General features: G+C 71.2%; 20 protein-coding genes and 1 tRNA gene. 13 read left to right on the forward strand and 8 right to left on the reverse strand.

The window, feature by feature from the left end:
- The first annotated feature begins 23 nt into the window (after window positions 1–23).
- Window positions 24–1,208: a GAF domain-containing sensor histidine kinase gene (locus BTM25_RS24920; protein ID WP_103565460.1), complete on the forward strand. Its 1,185-nt coding sequence runs from the start codon at window positions 24–26 to the stop codon at window positions 1,206–1,208.
- Here BTM25_RS24920 and BTM25_RS24925 read toward each other — a convergent pair.
- The gene (locus BTM25_RS24925; protein WP_103565461.1) at window positions 1,168–2,343 is read right to left on the reverse strand and encodes a saccharopine dehydrogenase family protein; all 1,176 of its coding nucleotides are present in this window, start codon (window positions 2,341–2,343) and stop codon (window positions 1,168–1,170) included. The two genes, BTM25_RS24920 and BTM25_RS24925, sit on opposite strands and share 41 nt — an antisense overlap.
- A 40-nt stretch (window positions 2,344–2,383) precedes the next feature.
- Window positions 2,384–3,271, reverse strand: a complete 888-nt coding sequence (locus BTM25_RS24930) for a LysR family transcriptional regulator (RefSeq protein ID WP_235828639.1) — start codon at window positions 3,269–3,271, stop codon at window positions 2,384–2,386.
- 197 nt (window positions 3,272–3,468) lie between these two features.
- On the opposite strand from BTM25_RS24930, the gene BTM25_RS24935 reads away from it, so the two are divergent.
- The 6 genes from BTM25_RS24935 (at window position 3,469) to BTM25_RS24960 (ending at window position 8,741) form a co-directional block, all read left to right on the forward strand.
- Window positions 3,469–4,902: a form I ribulose bisphosphate carboxylase large subunit gene (locus BTM25_RS24935; protein WP_103565463.1), complete on the forward strand. Its 1,434-nt coding sequence runs from the start codon at window positions 3,469–3,471 to the stop codon at window positions 4,900–4,902.
- Window positions 4,902–5,327: a ribulose bisphosphate carboxylase small subunit gene (locus tag BTM25_RS24940; RefSeq protein WP_103565464.1), complete on the forward strand. Its 426-nt coding sequence runs from the start codon at window positions 4,902–4,904 to the stop codon at window positions 5,325–5,327. The genes BTM25_RS24935 and BTM25_RS24940 overlap by 1 nt, the downstream gene beginning before the upstream one ends.
- Entirely contained in the window at window positions 5,324–6,283 is a 960-nt protein-coding gene (cbbX, locus tag BTM25_RS24945; protein ID WP_103565465.1) for a CbbX protein, read from the forward strand. Before BTM25_RS24940 ends, cbbX begins: the two co-directional genes overlap by 4 nt.
- A gap of 74 nt (window positions 6,284–6,357) precedes the next feature.
- A complete protein-coding gene (locus BTM25_RS24950; protein ID WP_103565466.1) occupies window positions 6,358–7,263 on the forward strand; it encodes a proteasome assembly chaperone family protein in 906 nt (301 codons plus the stop codon).
- 45 nt (window positions 7,264–7,308) lie between these two features.
- Window positions 7,309–8,190 carry an SDR family NAD(P)-dependent oxidoreductase gene (locus BTM25_RS24955; protein ID WP_103565467.1) on the forward strand — a complete coding sequence of 294 codons (882 nt, stop codon included), beginning with the start codon at window positions 7,309–7,311 and terminating at the stop codon, window positions 8,188–8,190.
- Window positions 8,187–8,741 (forward strand): carboxymuconolactone decarboxylase family protein, encoded by a 555-nt coding sequence (locus BTM25_RS24960; protein ID WP_103565468.1) that lies wholly within the window; start codon window positions 8,187–8,189, stop codon window positions 8,739–8,741. Before BTM25_RS24955 ends, BTM25_RS24960 begins: the two co-directional genes overlap by 4 nt.
- On the opposite strand, the gene BTM25_RS24965 is transcribed toward BTM25_RS24960, so the two are convergent.
- Window positions 8,723–9,670 carry a helix-turn-helix transcriptional regulator gene (locus tag BTM25_RS24965; protein ID WP_103565469.1) on the reverse strand — a complete coding sequence of 316 codons (948 nt, stop codon included), beginning with the start codon at window positions 9,668–9,670 and terminating at the stop codon, window positions 8,723–8,725. The two genes, BTM25_RS24960 and BTM25_RS24965, sit on opposite strands and share 19 nt — an antisense overlap.
- Window positions 9,671–9,756: 86 nt before the next feature.
- Here BTM25_RS24965 and BTM25_RS24970 point away from each other — a divergent pair, with 86 nt between their 5' ends.
- Window positions 9,757–10,170, forward strand: a complete 414-nt coding sequence (locus BTM25_RS24970; RefSeq protein ID WP_103565470.1) for a VOC family protein — start codon at window positions 9,757–9,759, stop codon at window positions 10,168–10,170.
- Here the strand turns inward: BTM25_RS24970 and BTM25_RS24975 are convergent.
- Window positions 10,148–10,768: a TetR/AcrR family transcriptional regulator gene (locus tag BTM25_RS24975; protein WP_235828641.1), complete on the reverse strand. Its 621-nt coding sequence runs from the start codon at window positions 10,766–10,768 to the stop codon at window positions 10,148–10,150. The two genes, BTM25_RS24970 and BTM25_RS24975, sit on opposite strands and share 23 nt — an antisense overlap.
- Window positions 10,769–10,892: 124 nt before the next feature.
- On the opposite strand from BTM25_RS24975, the gene BTM25_RS24980 reads away from it, so the two are divergent.
- Together BTM25_RS24980 and BTM25_RS24985 are read left to right on the forward strand one after the other, a co-directional pair.
- Window positions 10,893–11,441: a dihydrofolate reductase family protein gene (locus BTM25_RS24980; protein WP_103565471.1), complete on the forward strand. Its 549-nt coding sequence runs from the start codon at window positions 10,893–10,895 to the stop codon at window positions 11,439–11,441.
- Window positions 11,442–11,497: 56 nt separating this feature from the next.
- A tRNA-Val gene (locus BTM25_RS24985) sits at window positions 11,498–11,570 on the forward strand.
- 95 nt (window positions 11,571–11,665) lie between these two features.
- Here BTM25_RS24985 and BTM25_RS24990 read toward each other — a convergent pair.
- Together BTM25_RS24990 and BTM25_RS24995 are read right to left on the reverse strand one after the other, a co-directional pair.
- On the reverse strand, window positions 11,666–12,994 hold the full coding sequence (locus tag BTM25_RS24990) for an amidohydrolase family protein (RefSeq protein WP_103565472.1): 1,329 nt from the start codon (window positions 12,992–12,994) through the stop codon (window positions 11,666–11,668).
- Window positions 12,991–13,647 (reverse strand): Atu4866 domain-containing protein, encoded by a 657-nt coding sequence (locus BTM25_RS24995; protein WP_103565473.1) that lies wholly within the window; start codon window positions 13,645–13,647, stop codon window positions 12,991–12,993. The genes BTM25_RS24990 and BTM25_RS24995 overlap by 4 nt, the downstream gene beginning before the upstream one ends.
- 100 nt (window positions 13,648–13,747) lie before the next feature.
- Between BTM25_RS24995 and BTM25_RS25000 the strand changes: the two genes are divergently transcribed.
- The gene (locus BTM25_RS25000; RefSeq protein WP_103565474.1) at window positions 13,748–14,650 is read left to right on the forward strand and encodes a helix-turn-helix transcriptional regulator; all 903 of its coding nucleotides are present in this window, start codon (window positions 13,748–13,750) and stop codon (window positions 14,648–14,650) included.
- Window positions 14,651–14,939: 289 nt separating this feature from the next.
- Here BTM25_RS25000 and BTM25_RS29365 read toward each other — a convergent pair whose 3' ends face one another.
- Window positions 14,940–15,362, reverse strand: coding sequence for a hypothetical protein (locus BTM25_RS29365; protein WP_146059145.1), 423 nt, complete (start codon window positions 15,360–15,362; stop codon window positions 14,940–14,942).
- A gap of 461 nt (window positions 15,363–15,823) precedes the next feature.
- Between BTM25_RS29365 and BTM25_RS29810 the strand changes: the two genes are divergently transcribed.
- Both BTM25_RS29810 and BTM25_RS25005 read left to right on the forward strand, forming a co-directional pair.
- A complete protein-coding gene (locus tag BTM25_RS29810; RefSeq protein WP_168212235.1) occupies window positions 15,824–15,979 on the forward strand; it encodes a hypothetical protein in 156 nt (51 codons plus the stop codon).
- Window positions 15,980–16,154: 175 nt separating this feature from the next.
- Complete coding sequence (locus tag BTM25_RS25005) at window positions 16,155–17,033, forward strand: phenylalanine 4-monooxygenase (RefSeq protein WP_103565475.1); 879 nt, start codon at window positions 16,155–16,157, stop codon at window positions 17,031–17,033.
- 491 nt (window positions 17,034–17,524) lie between these two features.
- Here BTM25_RS25005 and BTM25_RS30535 read toward each other — a convergent pair whose 3' ends face one another.
- Entirely contained in the window at window positions 17,525–17,905 is a 381-nt protein-coding gene (locus BTM25_RS30535) for a helix-turn-helix domain-containing protein (RefSeq protein WP_235828643.1), read from the reverse strand.
- Window positions 17,906–17,942: the final 37 nt, after the last annotated feature.

A 17,942-nucleotide genomic window follows, 5' to 3' on the forward strand; every position in this document is an offset into this window, starting at 1 on the left:
GCAGGCGAGCGGGGGGACACGGCATGAGCGAGCCGGAAGCGCGCGGTTTGAAGCGCGCCGCAGGGGAGCGGGAAGCACAGAGCGCGTTGGATCTGCTGGCCGGGCGGGGGCGGGACCTGCTCGTGCGGATCGTGACCGTCGCGTGCGAGGACCGGGACCTGCCCGAACTGGCCGCCGAGCTGTCCGGGCTCGTGGTCCGGTCGGCGGAGGCGGTGGCGTTCTGCGACGTCTACGTGGTCGACCAGGACGGGCGGCGGCTGGAGTGGGGCGGCCCGCCGGTCCCGCTCGGGATGGGCGACGCGGGCTGGGTCGCCGCGCACGGCCGCGCCCGCCCGCACGCCGACGGACGCGGCGTCGCCATCCCCGTCCACCGGGGCAACGCGACGATCGCGGTCCTCGACATCCGGTTCGCGGGGCCGTGCCGCCGCGACGACGTGACGCTCGTCACCGCGCTCGGCGAGCTGTTCGCGCCCGTCCTGTGCTCGGCGCGGCGGCTGCGCGCGGCGGAGGAGCGCGAGCACGCCGCCGAGCGGTTCGCCGAACGCGCGGTCGAGGCGCAGGAGGCCGAGCGCACCCGGCTGAGCCGCGACATCCACGACGGCATCGCGCAGCGCCTGGCCAGTCTCGGCTTCCACCTGTCGGCGGCCGAACGCGCCGTGCCCGACCACCATCCCGAGGCGCGCGAACAGCTCCGGCTCGCCCGCGCGCAGTGCGACCGGGCGGGCGCCGAGACCCGCGCCGCGATCGGGGGGCTGCGCCCGCCCGTGCTGGACGACCTCGGGCTGTCGGCGGCGCTCGCCGGGCTGGCGCGCGAGACCGGCGCGTCCCTGGACGTCACCGTGACCGTGACCGGCGAACTGGACGACGCGCTGCCCGACCACGTCCAGACTGCGCTGTACCGCATCGCGCAGGAAGCGGTCGCGAACGCGCTGCGCCACGCGGACGGGACGCTGGTGGACATCCTGCTGGAGAACGAGCGCGACCGGGTGCGGCTGCGGATCGCCGACGACGGCCGGGGCTTCGCCGTCCCCGACGCCGGCGTCCCGCTGGACTCCTACGGCCTGCGCGGCATGGCCGAGCGCGCCGAACTGCTCGGCGGACGCGTCACGGTGACGAGCCGGCCGGGCGTCGGGACGACGGTCGAGGCCGTCGTGCCCGTCCCGGCGTTCATCCGGCCCGCAGCACCCGGAACGACAGCCCGGCCTTGACGAGCCGTTCGATCAGCGCGTCGCCCATCGCGGTGGCGGTCGTGACCTGCCCGGACGTATCGGGAAGCTCGTCCAGGGCCAGGCACAGCGCCGACTCGGCGAGCATCTTGGCCGTCTCGCCGTAGCCGGGGTCGCCGCCGGACACCTCCGTGACGACGCGCCGTCCGCCGCCCTCGCCGACGAACGTCACGCGGAACCAGTTGCGGGCGCGGACCGTCTCCGACGGCCCCTCGCCCGGCCGCCGCAGCCGCAGCAGCAGGTTCCGCGCGGGCTTCACCGGCGCGATGGCCAGGAGCGCAACCGAGCCGGCCGCGAGCCCGGCCGCCGTCGCGAACCGCCGCGCCGCGAGGTAGTGCCCGTAGGAGAAGTCCGGCCCGTACCGCTCCAGCGCGGCGGCCGACCGGACGACGACCGCGGGGTCGATCGTCGGCAGCGGCAGCGCCCACCCGCGCACCCGCGCGTGCGGGGCGGGCCGCCGCGAGATCCGCGCCCGGCGCCCGGCGGGACGCGGCTGGGCGGCGGCGCGGGCGCGCTCGGCGCGCAGCATCCGCACCGGGTCGGCGAAGATCCCGAGGGCCGACTCCAGCGTGCCGCCCGACACGTCGCCGCGCGCCCGCACGAACCCCTCGACGCGCAGCGGCACGCCCTCGGGCAGGTGCTTGACGGTGAAGTACGCGCCGAGGTCGTGCGGGACGGAGTCGAACCCGCAGGCGTGGACGATCCGCGCCTCGGTGCGGACGGCCTGCTCGTGGTGGCGGACGTACATCTCGTCGACGAACGTCGGCTCGCCCGTCAGGTCCACGTAGTCGGTCCCGGCGCGGGCGCACGCGGCGACGAGCGGTTCGCCGAGCCGCGCGTACGGGCCGACGGTCGTGATCACGACGCGGGTCATGGTCGCGACGGCCTCGATGGACGCGGTGTCGCCGGTGTCGGCGTGCAGCAGCGGCAGCTCGGCGAGCGCGGGGTCGAGCGCGGTGAGACGGTCGCGGACGGCTTCGAGACGTCCCCGGTCCCGTCCGGCGATGGCCCACCGCACGTCCGGGCCCGCGTGGGCCGCGAGGTACTCGGCGGTGAGCCCGCCGGTGAACCCGGTGGCACCGAACAGGACGATGTCGTACGCGCGGTCGGCGGGCATGGGCGGCTCCCTGGCGAACGGATCGGCTGCGTCGATTGTGTCAGGCCGCCGTCCAGCCCGGCGCGCCGAGGAGGTGGTCCACGAACAACCGCGTGGTCGCGGTGGGGTCGGGGCCCGACACGGCGTGCCAGGGACGGTCCAGCGGGGTGCCGGGGGCGTCGACCACGACGAGCCGTCCGTCGGCCAGGTGCGCGCCGACCGCCTCCCGCGACACCAGCGCCGCGCCGAGCCCCGCCGCCGCGCCCGCGACGACCGCGCCGTTGGACCCGAGGACGAGCCGGGGCGGCGCCGCGTCGTGCTCGGCCAGGTACGCCTCGGCGGTCGCGCGGGTGCCCGAGCCGGGCTCGCGCATCACCCACGGCGTCGCGTCCAGCGAGAACCCGGCGGCCAGGCCCGGAGCCCCGACGACCACGAGGTCGTTCGGGTGCCGGGCGAGGACGGTCGCGTCCAGCTCGGCGGGCGGGCGCCCCGCGAGGACCAGGTCGGCGTCGTGCGCGCCGAGCCGGTCGAACACCGCGCGGCGCGGCCCGACGAACAGGGTCAGCTCCACGTCCGGCCAGCGCGTCCGGAACCCCGCGAGCAGGTCGGGGAGCAGTTCGTCGGCGGCCGTCGTGACCGCCGCGAGCCGCAGCGGCCCGCGCGCCGGGTCCGCCGCGCCCCGCGCCGCCGCCCGGCCCTGCTCCAGCAGCCCGAGCACCTGCCGCGCGTACCCGGCGTAGACCGCGCCCGGCGGGGTCAGCGCCAGGCCCCGCCCGGCCCGCCGGACGAGCGGGACGCCCAGGTCACGGGCCAGTCCCGCCACCGCCGCCGACACCGCCGACTCCGTCACGTACAGCCGCCGCGCGGCCTCCCGGACCGAGCCCGTCTCGGCGACGGTGACGAACGTCCGCAACCGTCCCTCGGTCATCCGCACGACCTCCTGGTTCAACCGAACACTTGATGTTCGGCCCGGAACACTTGATGGACAGCGCAAGTATCGGGCGGCGAAGCTCGTCCCGTCCACGAGACACCGTGGCCGGAACGCGGCGCTCCTCCCGTCGACCCCTGGGCCTGCCGTCCTTTCTCGGGAGAGGCGCCGCGTTCCGGTCCGAAGACCCGCCGTCCCGGCGGAGAAGGAGAGCGCACATGAGCGCGGGCCGATGGTCGGCGGGCGTGATCCCGTATGCGGAGATGGGCTACTGGCGTCCGGACTACGAGCCGAAGGACAGCGACATCCTCGCCGCCTTCCGGATCACGCCGCAGCAGGGCGTGCCGCCGGAGGAGGCCGGCGCGGCCGTCGCGGGCGAGTCGTCCACGGCGACCTGGACGGTCGTCTGGACCGACCGCCTCACCAGCTACGAGAACTACCAGGCCAAGTGCTACCGGGTGGAGCCCGTCCCGGGGCAGGAGGGCCAGTTCATCGCCTACATCGCCTACGACCTCGACCTGTTCGAGGAGGGGTCGATCGCGAACCTCACGTCGTCGATCATCGGCAACGTGTTCGGGTTCAAGGCGCTGAAGGCGCTCCGCCTGGAGGACATGCGGATCCCGACGCACTACGTCAAGACGTTCCAGGGCCCCGCGCACGGCATCATCATGGAGCGCGAGTACCTCGGCAAGTTCGGCCGCCCGCTGCTCGGCGCGACCGTCAAGCCGAAGCTCGGCCTGTCGGCCCGCAACTACGGCCGCGTCGTCTACGAGGCCCTCCGCGGCGGCCTCGACTTCACCAAGGACGACGAGAACATCAACTCCCAGCCGTTCATGCGCTGGCGCGACCGGTTCCTCTACTGCATGGAGGGCGTCAACAAGGCGCAGGCCGCGACGGGCGAGATCAAGGGCCACTACCTCAACGTCACCGCCGGGACGATGGAGGCGATGTACGAGCGGGCCGAGTTCGCCAAGGCGCTCGGCAGCGTCATCGTCATGATCGACCTGACGATCGGCTACACCGCGATCCAGTCGATGGCGAACTGGGCGCGGGCGAACGGCACGATCCTGCACCTGCACCGCGCCGGCCACTCCACCTACACGCGGCAGAAGAACCACGGCGTCAGCTTCCGCGTGATCGCCAAGTGGATGCGGCTCGCGGGCGTCGACCACATCCACGCCGGGACGGTCGTCGGCAAGCTGGAGGGCGACCCGAACACCGTCGCCGGCTTCTACGACACGCTGCGGCTGGACAAGATCGCCGCCGACCCGGTGAAGGGCCTGTACTTCGACCAGGAGTGGGCGTCGCTGCCGGGGACGATGCCGGTCGCGTCCGGCGGCATCCACGCCGGGCAGATGCACCAGCTCCTGCACTACCTGGACGAGGACGTCGTCCTCCAGTTCGGCGGCGGGACGATCGGCCACCCGATGGGCATCGCCGCGGGCGCCGCCGCCAACCGCGTCGCGCTGGAGGCGATGATCAAGGCGCGCAACGAGGGCCGCGACTTCCTCAAGGAGGGCGGCGACATCCTGCGCGCCGCCGCCAAGCACAGCCGCGAGCTGGACGTCGCCCTGTCCACCTGGGGCGACATCACGTTCAACTACGAGTCCACCGACACCCCTGACGTCGTCGAGACCCCGGTGAGCATCTGATGCGCGTGACCCAAGGAACCTTCTCCTACCTGCCGGACTTCACCGACGAGGAGATCGCCCGGCAGATCGCCTACGCCCTGGACCGGGACTGGCCCTGCTCGGTGGAGTTCACCGACGACCCGCACCCCCGGAACTCCTACTGGGAGATGTGGGGCCTGCCGATGTTCGACCTCAAGGACCCGGCGGGCGTCCTGCTCGAAGTGAACGAGTGCCGCAAGGCCTACCCGAACCACTACATCCGGCTGAACGCCTACGACGCCCGGTACGGACGGCAGACGACCGCTTTGTCGTTCATCGTCCAGCGTCCCGCCGAGGAGCCCGGGTTCCGGCTGGACCGCACCGAGACCTCCGACCGGCGCACCCAGTACACGACCCACCCGTACGCGCTCGACCGCCCGCAGGGCGACCGGTACCCGACGTCATGACCGATCGGCTCGGCTTCGGGATGCGTCCCGGGTCCGGCTCCCCGGCGGAGGAGGAGACTCTCCCCGCCGGGGCGCCGCTCCCCCCGGACGCGTCGATCGACCTCGCCAGGGAGCGCGCCGACTCGCAGGTGGACGACGTCCTGGACGCGCTCGACCGCGAACTCGTCGGGCTCGTCCCGGTCAAGACCCGGATCCGGGAGATCGCGGCGCTGCTGCTGATCGACCGCGTCCGGGAGCGGTTCGGGATCGACTCGGGCCGTCCCAACCTGCACATGTGCTTCACCGGGAGCCCCGGGACGGGCAAGACGACCGTCGCCGTCCGGCTCGCCGAGCTGCTGCACCGGCTCGGGTACGTCCGGCGCGGCCATCTCGTGTCGGTCACGCGCGACGACCTCGTCGGCCAGTACGTCGGCCACACCGCGCCGAAGACCAAGGAGGTCCTGAAGCGCGCGATGGGCGGCGTCCTGTTCATCGACGAGGCGTACTACCTGTACCGCGCGGAGAACGAGCGCGACTACGGGCAGGAGGCCATCGAGATCCTGCTCCAGGTGATGGAGAACCAGCGCGACGACCTCGTGGTGGTGCTCGCCGGGTACAAGGACCGGATGGACTCGTTCTTCTCGTCCAACCCCGGCATGAGCAGCCGCATCGCGCACCACATCGACTTCCCCGACTACGCCGCCGGCGAGCTGGAGGAGATCGGGACCATGATGATGGAGCGCGAGGGCTACCGCCTCGACCCGGCCGCCGAACCCGTCTTCCGCGAGTACGTGGAACGGCGGCGCAAGCAGCCGCGGTTCGCCAACGCCCGGTCGGTGCGCAACGCGATCGAGCGGGCCAGACTCCGGCACGCCAACCGGCTGCTGGACGCGGGCGGGTCCGTCGATCGCGCGGAGCTGACCACGCTGCGCGCCGACGACTTCCTCGGCAGCCGCGTGTTCGGTCCCGGAAGCTGACCTTCGCGGGGACGGGGAAGAAGCCCGCCATGTCCTAATGTTGAGTTCATTCGACGTTGGACTTGGGGGGTACGGTGCGCAACCCAGAGGACCTGTACGAGCTGGACGGGGACCTGCCCGCGTTGGACGGGCCGGTCCTCCTCCACAGCCTCGACGGCTTCGTCGACGCGGGGTCCACCGGACAGCTCCTCCGCGAGCACCTGCTCGACGCCCTGGAGCACCGGGTCATCGCCCGGTTCGACGTGGACTCCCTCATCGACTACCGGGCGCGGCGCCCGACCATGACGTTCGACAAGGACCACTGGTCGGACTACGCCGCGCCCGAACTGGCCGTCCACCTGCTGCGCGACGAGGTCGGCACCCCGTTCCTGCTGCTGACGGGCCCGGAGCCCGACCGGCTCTGGGAGGGGTTCGTGGCGTCGGTGCGCGACCTCGTCAAGCGGCTCGGGGTGCGGCTCGTCGTCGGGGTCCACGGGATCCCGATGGGCGTGCCGCACACCCGGCCGGTGGGGATGACGTCGCACGCGACGCGTCCCGACCTCGTCACGCGGGCGGCGTGGTTCGACCGGATGCAGGTACCGGGCAGCGTCGCGGGGCTGCTGGAGTTCCGGCTGGGGGAGGCGGGGCACGACGCGGTGGGGTACGCCGTCCACGTCCCGCACTACCTGGCGCAGGCGTCGTATCCGGCGGCGGCGGTCGCGGGGCTGGAGGCGGTCGTCGGGGCGTCCGGGCTGGTGCTGCCGTCGGACGGGCTGCGCGACGCCGCCGCCCGCACCGACGCCGAGATCGCCGAGCAGGTGGCGGGCAACGACGAGGTGGAGAAGGTCGTCCGGGCCCTGGAGCAGCAGTACGACGCGTTCGCGGGCGCGGCCGAGCGCGAGAGCCTGCTCGCCGACGAGCGGGACATGCCGACCGCCGACGAGATCGCCGCCCAGTTCGAGCGGTTCCTCGCCGAGCAGGACGGCACGGACTCCGCGTGAACTGTCAAAAGAACACGTCTGTTCGCGTGTGATACGGTCCCGCGCATGATTGCGAACGCGCGCCGCCTCCCCCCGCTGACCGGGCGCCGGGTCCTCATCACGGGCTCCGCGCGCGGCATCGGCGCCGCGCTCGCCGAGCGCCTGCACGCCCGGGGCGCCCGCGTCGCCCTCGCCGGGCTCGAACCCGACCTGCTCGCCGCCGTCGCGGCGCGCTGCGGGGACGCGCCCTTCGCCGTGTGCGACATCGCCGACCGCGCCGCCGTGGACGCCGCCGTCGCCGCGGCCGTCGGCGCCCTCGGCGGCCTGGACGTCGTCGTCGCCAACGCCGGGATCGCCGCGCAACTGCCCGTCCTCGGCGGCGACCCGGCCGTCTGGGACCAGACCCTGCGCGTCAACGCCACCGGCACCTACAACACGCTGCGCGCCGCCGGGCCGCACGTCGCGCACCCGCGCGGGTACGCGCTCGCGGTCGCGTCGGCCGCCGCCGCCGTCCAGCTCCCGCTCCTCGGCGCCTACAGCGCGTCCAAGGCCGCCGTCGAGGCGCTCGGCAACACGCTGCGCGCCGAGCTGCGGCCGTCGGGCGCCCGCGTCGGCGTCGCCTACTTCGCCGAACTCGACACCGACATGACCAGCCGGGGGTTCGGCACCGAGGCCGCCGCCGCGCTCATCGGCGGTCGGCGGTCGGCGTCCGGGCTGGCGGGCGTCACTCCGCTGGACGTCGGCATCGACGCCCTCGAACGCGGCATCGCCCGGCGCGCCCGCCGCGTCGTCGCGCCCTGGTGGGTCGCCGGGGCGCTGCCGCTGCGGATGGTCGCGCAGCCGTTCCTGGACCGGATCGTCCAGCGCGACCTGGACCGCGCGCTGGAGATCGCGCGCGGCGAGCACGCCCCGCTCACCACGCCGCAGCCGCCCGGGGACGTCGCGTGACACCGCGCGTCCGGCCCGGCCGGCTCGCCGAGATCGGCCCGTTCACCTGGCTGTTCGCGCGCCTGTCCGGCCGCGTCGCCGGGACGGGGCCGCTCAACCTGTTCCTCACGCTCGGGCGCCGTCCCCGGATGTTCCACACCTGGCTGCTGTTCGCGGGGTCGCTGATGCCCGGCGGCGTGCTGCCGCGCCGGGAGAGCGAACTGGTGATCCTGCGCGTCGCGCACCTGCGGTCGTGCCGGTACGAGTTCGACCACCACGTCCGGCTCGCCCGCCGCGCCGGGGTCCGTGCCGCCGACGTGGAGCGGCTGGTCGCCGGGCCGTCCGCGCCGGGCTGGACGGAGCGCGAGCGGGCCGTCCTCGCCGCCGTGGACGACCTGCACGCTTCCCGCGACCTCTCCGACGCGACGTGGGCCGCGCTGCGGCGGCACCTCACCGAGCCCGAGTGCGTCGAGTTGTGCATGCTCGCCGGCCACTACGAGATGCTGGCGACCGTTATCGGCGCCCTGCGCATCGAACCGGACGCCCCGCGCGGTCAGGTCCGGCGGGCGTAGGACGCCAGGCGTTCGGCTCGCGCCGCGACGACGTCGCGCAGTTCGCCGGGGCGCTCGATGACGAACGGGCGGTCGAGTGCGGCGAGCACCTGCGGCAGCCAGTCGAGTCGTTCCGCCCGCAGTTCGACCGTCCGCCAGCCTTCGTCCTTCGCGGGGCTCAACCGCGCGACGGTCGGGGGCAGGTGGGCGCGGATCTGCTCGTCCGTCCCGTGGATTCTTATGGTCACTTCGTGCCGGTACTCGGCCGTGGCGAACGCTTCCACCAAACGTTGCGCCGGGCCGGGGCCTGCGGGCTTCTCGAATGAGCCGGGCCGGGTTCTCGCGTCCGTGATGCGGTCCAGCCGGAAGGTCCTGTTCTCGCCGGTGACGTACCAGCGGCCCCCGTGGGCGACGATTCCGTACGCGTGCAGGGTGCGTTCGGTGCGCCTTCCTTCGCGGTCGGTATAGCGGATCGCCACCGGCCTTCGGTGGCGCACCGCGTCGGCGAGGGTGAGCAGGATTTCGGCGTCCGGGATGTCGAATGTTCCGGGGCGGCCGGTGAATTCGAGCGATTCCACAAGGGCGTCGAGCCTGCGGGCGATGTGCTTCGGCAGCACGCGCCGGATTTTCGCCGCCGCCGTCTCGTTCGCGGTGCGCTGGGCGGTCGTCAGATCCGCGCGGCGGCCGGCGATCAGGCCGAGCAGGACGGCCAGCGCCTCGTCGTCGCCGAACATGAGCGGGGGCAGGCGGTAGCCGGGGGCGAGGCGGTACCCGCCGTATCGGCCGCGCACCGATTCCACGGGGACGTCCAGGTCGACGAGCTGGTCCACGTAGCGCCGGACGGTGCGCCCTTCGACGCCGAGCCGGTCGGCGAGTTCGGCGATCGTCCGGGTGCCGCCCGATTGCAGCAGTTCCAGCAGGGTGAGGACGCGGCCGGTGGGTCGGGACATATTTACCAGGCTACGTCCGATAGTGGACCGGTTCTGTCCACTATTCGTTCTAGCGTTCCCCCTATCCGAACCTTGGGAGGAACAGCATGGACTTCGTTTCGATCCGCATCATCACCGAGGACGTCGCGCGTCTCGTCGCGTTCTACGAAAAGGTCACCGGCGTGCAGGCGGACTGGTCCACCGAGGACTTCGCTGAGCTGACGACGTCCGGTGCCACGCTGGCGATCGCCAGCACGCGGACCGTCCCGCTGTTCGCGCCGGGCTCGGCCCGTCCGGCCGACAACCACAGTGTCATCACCGAATTCCTGGTGGACGACGTGGACCGCGTCTTCCAGAACCTGACCGGCTTCGTCACTGACGTCGTCGCCGAACCCACGACGATGCCGTGGGGCAACCGGTCGCTGCTGTTCCGCGATCCCGACGGCAACCTCGTCAACTTCTTCACGCCCGTCACCCCGGCGGCCGTCGAGAAGTTCGCTAGAGCACGCCGCACTCGCTGAGCCTGCGGACGTGCCGCGTCATGTCCGCCGCGAGCTGACGCAGCCCCTCGGGGTCGTCGTCCAGCAGCGGCCCGACCACCATCGACGCGACGGCCGCCGCGATCGTCCGGCACGCGAACCGCGCGTCCTCGGACCCGGAGTCGAACAGCCCCGCGATGCGGTCGGCCAGCCGGTACTGGAACTGGAGCCGCCGGGTGATCGCCTCCGGCCCCGCCGCGTGCGCCTCCACCAGGAATAGCCGCGCGTAGCCGGGCTCGCTCGCCAGCGACGTCACGTAGGCGTCGATCGCGCGCTCGAACCGTTCGAGCGGCGTGCCGGCGCCCTCCACGGCCTCGTTCAGGCGCGCCTCCAGCAGCTCGGTCGCCGCGTCGAACGTCGCCATGAAGCAGTCGAGCTTGGACGAGAAGAGCTGGTAGAACGTCTGGCGCGACACGCCGGCGAGCTTCAGGACGTCCCCGACCGACGTGGCCGCGAACCCCTGCCGGCTCATCGCCTGCGCCATCGCCAGGAACAGCCGGGCGCGCTGCGTCCGCGCGACCTCGTCGGGGGGCAGCGCGTGGCGCCCGCGGGGCAGGCGTCGATGTGTGGGGACGGTCACGCCCACACTTTAGAACAAGCCTTCCCTTGCGCAGTCCCCGGCGGGCGTCCGGTTCTGTCGTACCCGGTCGCCATAGTGGGCGGGGCCGGAAGGACCGGCGTGCAGGCCGTCAGGAGTTGTCATCATGGGACAGATCGTCGCGAACTTCTTCATTTCGCTGGACGGCGTCGTGGAGCGCCCCGACCAGTGGCACTTCCCCTACTTCAACGACGAGATGGGGGAGACGATCGGCGCGGGCATGAAGACCTACGACGCCTTCCTCATGGGCCGCACGATGTACGACGAGTGGTCGCAGTACTGGCCGCAGCAGAGCGCGGACGAGCCGTTCGCCACGTTCATCAACGAGATCCCGAAGTACGTGGTCTCCAACAGCCTCACCGAGGCGACCTGGTCGAACACGACCATCATCCCCGGTGCCACCGCCGCCGAGGAGCTCCGCGCCCTGAAGTCGTCCCTGCCCCGCGACATCGGCATGTCCGGCAGCACGACCCTCGTCCGCTGGCTCCTCGCCGAAAAGCTGCTGGACCGCCTGGAACTCCTGATCCACCCCATCGTGGTGGGCCACGGAGAACGCCTCTTCACCGACGGCGAGACCTACCCGCTGACCCTGACGCAGCAGAAGACCCTCAAGACGGGCGTCCTGCACACGACCTACACCCCGGCCGCCGCCTGACGCCGACAACCGAGTACAGCCAACGGCCCCGAAGACGGTATCGTCTTTGCGGTCAAGGGGCTGTGGCGCAGTTGGTAGCGCGGCGAGCTTACACCTCGTAGGTCGTCGGTTCGAGTCCGGCCAGCCCCACCTTGGTGGGCTTACTAGAACACTGGGCCACTGCGGTAGCGCCCAAGATCACTTCCAGCCCACGTCGCGGGCCACCTCGACTGGAGGCGGCCAGGTCACGAGGCTGCCGTGGCGAGGATGGCGTCCCGGGAAGCGACGACCTGCTCGTGCAGCTGTGCCGCGTCGACACCGACCAGCCGGCCACCGGACTTGCGGATCACGCCCGCGACCAGCACGGTCTCGATGTTGCGCGGGTCGGCGCCCAGCACGAGCGTGCCCACGGCGTCGTTGAGCGGCATGGTGTTGACGTCGGTGGCGTTGACGACCAGCAGGTCCGCCTGCTTGCCGGGCGTGAGCGAGCCGGTGATCGAGTCCAGCCCATTGGTGCGCGCGCCCTGCAGGGTGGCGAAATCGAGCACGTCGCGGGTGGTGATCCGGTTCGGAATGGCGTCGGTGCCGTATGCGCGGTTGACCGCCCGCATTCGCTGGATCGCGTGCAGCGCCCGCATCTGGGTGAACATGTCGCTGGCCAGCGCCACCTCCACGTCGATGCTGAGCCCCGGACGGACCCCGGCCGCCAGCGCCTCGTCGATGGCCGGGATCGCGGTCTCCAGGCCGATCTGGGCGTCGGAGGTCGGCGCGAGCGAGACGGTCGTGCCGGTGTCGCCGATCGCCCGCCACGCCTCCACCGTCAGCCCGGTGGCGTGGATCAGCGTGACGTGCGGGCCGAGCAACCCGTCCTTTGCCCAGTCCAAGATTGCCGCGGACGACGACATACCGAACACCGCGTCCACGCTGACGCCGATACCCAGCTCCCGGGCGAACGCCGCGAGCCGCGGCGCGTACGCATGCAGTGGCCCGGCGATCTCGCTGGTCGCGAGTGTGGCCAGCCGAACTGTGACCAGTCCGGAGGAGTGCGCCGCGTGCAGTCGCTGCACGTCCTGCGGCCATTGCTGGTCCCAGTCGCCGAAGTGCGGCGCCATCGAGGCGTGCACGCCTCGGATTCCGGTGTCCACCAGTGCCTGGATCGCGGCGTCGGAGTGGGCGGCGCTGCGCGAGTTGTGCGAGAAGTCGAGCATCGTGGTGATGCCGGCGTCCAGCGCCGAGAGGGCCGCGAGGCGGGTCCCGACGTAGACGTCATGTGCCCTGTAGGCGGGCGCGATGCGGGCGAGGGTGCTCGTGACGTAGGCGCCGAGGTCGGTCACGTCGGGGATGCTGCGTCGCAACTGTGCCTGCCACGCGTGCCGGTGCGTGTCGACGAAGCCAGGGCTCACGATCCGGCCGGTGGTGTCGACGATTTCGGCGCCGCGGGCCTGGGGGTGGTCGCGCAGATCGGGCCCGACAGCCACGATGTGCTCGCCGCTGACCAGCACGTCACCCCGTGCCAGGTCGCCCAGCTCCGGGTCCATGGTGACGACGGAGCCGCCGGTGAACAGGATGTTCATGATCGCTCCTGGGGTGCTCGGTGAAGGATGTAGCCGGCGTGGTGCAGCACGCCGTCGAGGAACTCGCCGTACGCCCAGAACCCCAGATCGTCGAGGTAGACGATGCGATTCCCGTCGATCCAGAAGCTGCCCTGGTAAGCGTGCGGGCGACCGCCGCGGGTCTCGTCGTAGCGGCCGTCGGGGGTGAGTTCCTGGTACAGGAAGCCGGACTCGTCGATCCACATCCCGACATACGGGCTGTGGGCCGGGCGCCGCCGGGCAACCGGGACAGCCGGCGAGGACGTGGTCGCCCGTGAGATCCCGTCGACCACTACCAGGACCGCGTGCTCCGGGCGCCAGATGACGTACTCCCAGGCGTTGCGGCCGTGGGTGTCGATCACTGCGAAGGTGGCCGGGCTTCCTGGCGCAAGGGTGCTGAGTCCGGCGATCGGGACGATGCTCAGGCCGCTGCAGTCGACCACGGTCGCGCCGTCGTCCCCGGCCGCGGTGTGCAAGCCGGGCCCGACGCCGGCGATCTTGTCGCCGGCCAGCAACAGGTCGGCGGTCTCGATGTCTCCGATGACGGGGTCCAGCGTGTGGATCGTCGCGTTGACGAACAGTAGCGGTCCAGCTGCGTCGTTCAGCGCGGCTCTGTCGATCTTCGGTGCGGCCATGCACTCACCATCGGCGCTGGGACCGGCCGCAACCAGTGCGGGGTTTTCCGGGGTGCGGCGCACCCTGGCTACCGGCGGTACTGGAATTTATCCTGGTCACATGCCTGAGACTGACCTTGGCAGGTTCCTCACCGCTCGCCGCGCGCGGTTGGTTCCCGAGGACGTCGGCCTCGTCTCGCACGGCCGGCGCCGGGTGGCGGGGCTGCGCCGGGAAGAGGTCGCCGTGCGTGCCGGGGTGAGTGCCGACTACTACGCGCGGCTCGAGCAGGGCCGGGAACGCGCCCCGTCCGCCTCGGTGCTGGACGGTGTCGCCCGTGCGCTCGATCTGGGCCCGGAGGCTCGCGAGCACCTGTTCCGCCTCGCCGACGTCCCGATCAGCGATCGGGAACCGTTGGAGGATCGCGTCGACGACGATCTGCGGCAACTGCTTGCCGAATGGCCGCACTTGCCCGCCGTCATCGTCAACCGGCGACTGGACCTACTCGCCCGCAACGCGATCGCGGACGCGCTCTACTCGGACTTCGCCGATACGGACAACCTGGCCCGCATGACGTTCCTCGATCCGGCGGGCCGCACGTTCTTCGCCGCCTGGGACCGCGCGGCCGAAGCATGCGTAGCGCACCTGCGACTGGCGCTCGGGTACTGTCCGGACGACCCGCTCACTCTCGCGCTGACCGAAGAACTGGCGGCGGCCGACGACGACTTCCGGTGGTTGTGGGGGCGGCACGACGTGCACGGCAAGACGCACGAAGCCAAGCAATTCCGGCACAGTGCGGTGGGGGATCTGACACTGACCTACCGAACTTTCGACGTTCGCGGCGCGTCGGGCCAGCAACTGATCGTCTACCGGGCGGCGCCGAACAGCCGCGACGCGGACGCCGTTCGACTACTCGGCATGCTCGCACCAACTCACCAAGCCGACGGCGTTGAACCTCGGCACTGGCCGCCGAGCCAGCCGCCGGTGCCCAGCAACTGGTCCGGTGGTGCGCCGACCATCACGTAGTCCCGGCCCATCAACGCGTAGCCGCGCGAGTCGCGTCGAACGCGGCTTGGCCGCACGGGTCGATCCGGTGCGGCGGGCGGACGTCGAGCACGCGCGCCAAGACCAGAGTGTCGCGCTCGACCCAGAACAGGTGCCCGAACAGGGCACGTGTTCAGCAGTTCCGCCTCGTTCGAGGACATTTTACCAGGCACTACGGCGAACCCCGAAGGCGACGCATTCGGGCCCTACTGTCGGAACGATCGGAGGCAGAGTGTGGACAGTGGACAGATAATAAACCCACAACATAGGCTCAGCTCGAACCCCATGACATGCCGGTACGGGCCGCAGGCGATACGGGCGATGGCCTGTTCCAGCGGCCACCCCTTGGCTTTCGCCGAACATTTGCGTGCACCGCCGCATTGCGGCGCCGTCCCCGCGGTGAGCATCTCGGTGCCGAGCGTGTAGCCGCCTCGACGAACAACCGGCGAGGCGACCGGGAATCGTCCAGGATCTGAATGCCGTCCGCCTGCCTGGGACCGGCACGCGCCACCTGCACGTAACGAACGCGGTGCTCGCGCAGGAGCGGCAGAACACAATTGCTCACCATGCGCGCCGTCTCCGGCCACTCGTCCCCGGTCATCGCCGTCAGCACGACGAGGTCGCCCAAGTCGAAATCCCGCGACTGCGGCTCGTGAATCCACAGCAGCAGGATCGCCGTGGAATCGACGCCCATTCCATAGGAGAAGAACACCGCCGGGTGGTGCTGGGTGAGGACGGCGCGGGCTTGACGTCGGGCGGGGGCGGATCCTGGCTGTCGTCGTGCAGTGCGTGGAGGCTGGCGAACGGCTCTTGGAGGTGGTGGCCGCTGATGTCCTCGTCGTTGAGGTACAGGGCGTTGAAGATCGCTTGGTTGAGCATGCGGCGGCATTCCTCGTCGGCCCGGCGGTAGAGGGCTGGGGATCCTCGAGGAGCATGAGTACGAGGTCGATCAGCCGGGCGGATCCGGCGAGTTCTTCGTTGGTTTGGCCGAGCCGTTCGGTCAAACGCTGGCGGCGCCGTTCGATGTCACGGAGCCGTTCTTTGATCTTGGCTTGTGGGAGGGTGCCGTCTGCCGCCAGGTCGAGGAGGTTCTCCTCCTCGCGGGGTCATGACCTTCCCACGGCCGCGCGCCGGATCATGGCGATCGGTGAAACCTTGACCAAGGTCTGGCGGACGTCCCGCGAGCAGGACCTGCCGCCGGAGGAGGTCGCCGATCGCATGGCGGAGCAGCCCGATCGCATGGCGGAGCAGTGCACCGAGGCCATGCGCCCGCTGAGCCCCTGCCCCTTGCCGGCGCGGGCCGTGTACTAGCGATTCGCGTCAAGTGCCCGCTCTCGTCCGTCGCGCCCCAGGCGCGACGGGCTGGGGCGGTACGGCCGGGTCGCCGTTGGCCCGCGCCTTTGAGCACGCCGAAGGCGCGGGGCTTCCCTAGGAGCGCCGCTCGGTGGACCCTCGCAGAAGCAGACAGTCGACAAGGAGGACTGAATTGTTCGAGGAAGCCCAGTACTTCGCTCCTGTGACGCGGGACGAACACGGGGCGGTGACGGTAGAGCTGGCGCGGACTCACCCGGGTTTCGCCGACCCGGTCTACCGTGAACGCCGTAACCAGATCGCTCATCTCGCGCTCAACCATCGGCGCGGCGAGCCGATCCAGCAAGCCCGCTACACCGCCGAGGAGCATGAAGTGTGGCGGCTCGTCTCGGCCGAACTGAAGGCCAAGCACGAGGTCTACGCCTGCGCCGAGTACCTGGACGCCAAAGACCGCCTGGACCTGCCCGCCGACCGGGTGCCGCAGCTGGAGGCGGTGTCCCGGCTGCTGGAGCCGCTGACCGGCTTCCGCTACCTGCCGGCCGCCGGGCTGGTCCCGCTCCGCGACTTCTACGGGTCCCTGGCGGACTCCTATTTCCACTCCACGCAGTACATCCGGCACCACAGCGTCCCGTTCTACACGCCCGAGCCGGACGTGATCCACGAGGTGATCGGGCACGGCAACGCCCTGGCGTCCGACCGGTTCGCCGCCCTCTACCGCGCCGCCGGAGGGGCCGCCCGCCGCGTCGAGACGACCGAGGCCCTGGAGTTCGTCTCCAAGGTCTTCTGGTTCACTCTCGAGTTCGGCGTGCTGTACGAGGACGGCGAGCTGCGCGCCTACGGTGCGGGGATCCTGTCGTCGTACGGCGAGATCGAGGAGTTCCGGCACATGCACATCCACCCGCTCGACCTCAAGATCATGGGTTCGACGCACTACGACATCACCAAGTACCAGGACCACCTGTTCGCCGCCGACTCCCTCGCCCAGGTCGAGGACGTCGCGGGCGCTTTCTGGGACACCTGCACCGACGAGTCGATCGCTGCACTCAGCAGGTAGGGACGCAGAACTGACGCCCCGCTGACGTCCTCAGGCCCAAGGACGTGGGTCCCGGCCTACGGTCAGTTCGGGAGCCTACGGGAGACAGATCAGCGGCGGGCCGGCTCGTCGCGGACGTCTCCCAAGGCCATGCCGTCGCGGTCGATGTCGTCGGCGGTATGGGCGGCCGATGAAGACGACCGGGACGCCCCGCGTCGGCGAGCCGTCCGCCGAGGTAGGCGACCTGGCCGACGCGCGCGCGGATGTTGGTTTCCCGGACCGACTCGGTGATGCCGCGCGCGACGGCCTCCATGTCCCGTCCCGCCATGCCGCCGTAGGTGTGCAGGCTTCGTAGAGGGCGACCAGTTCGCGGGCGCGCTCGGTCAGCTCCGGGTCGCGGACGCGGTCACAGACGAACCTATGGGTGGTGGAAGAGATGGGCATGGTGAGTCCAAGCTCCAGTGCTCAGGCTCCGAGGCCATCGGCTCACTGGGCGGCAGCTTGCTAGTTGGTTACTGTGTCTGGTCGCGCCGTGGCCGCATCTGCATGCCCCGCTCCTTCAAGCGCCTTTGCACGGTCATGTCGCTAACATCGAAGCGCTCGCCGATCCGCGCAAGTGACCAGCCTTTCTCGTAGAGCCGTACCGCCTCATCTACCTGTTCGGGCGAAAGTCCGTGCCGCCGTATCGCGACGCCGGCACGCTGGAGGATCTTGCTCGCTGTCTGCCGATCGATCCCGAACCGCTCGCCCAGCTCATACACGGTCGCTCCTGCCTGATAGCCGTCGATGAGTTGGTGAAAGTCGTTTTCATCGAGCTTGCGCGTCCGTCCGAGTGTTCGAAGGGTTGGAGGCATCTGCGGCGGTGCGCTGGGCGATGGCAGCTTGCGGATCACCGCTTCCAACGCCCTGATGTGGCGTTTCGTGTTGTAG

Origin of the sequence: Actinomadura rubteroloni (assembly GCF_002911665.1) — a bacterium.
GTDB classification, from domain to species: Bacteria; Actinomycetota; Actinomycetes; order Streptosporangiales; family Streptosporangiaceae; genus Spirillospora; species Spirillospora rubteroloni.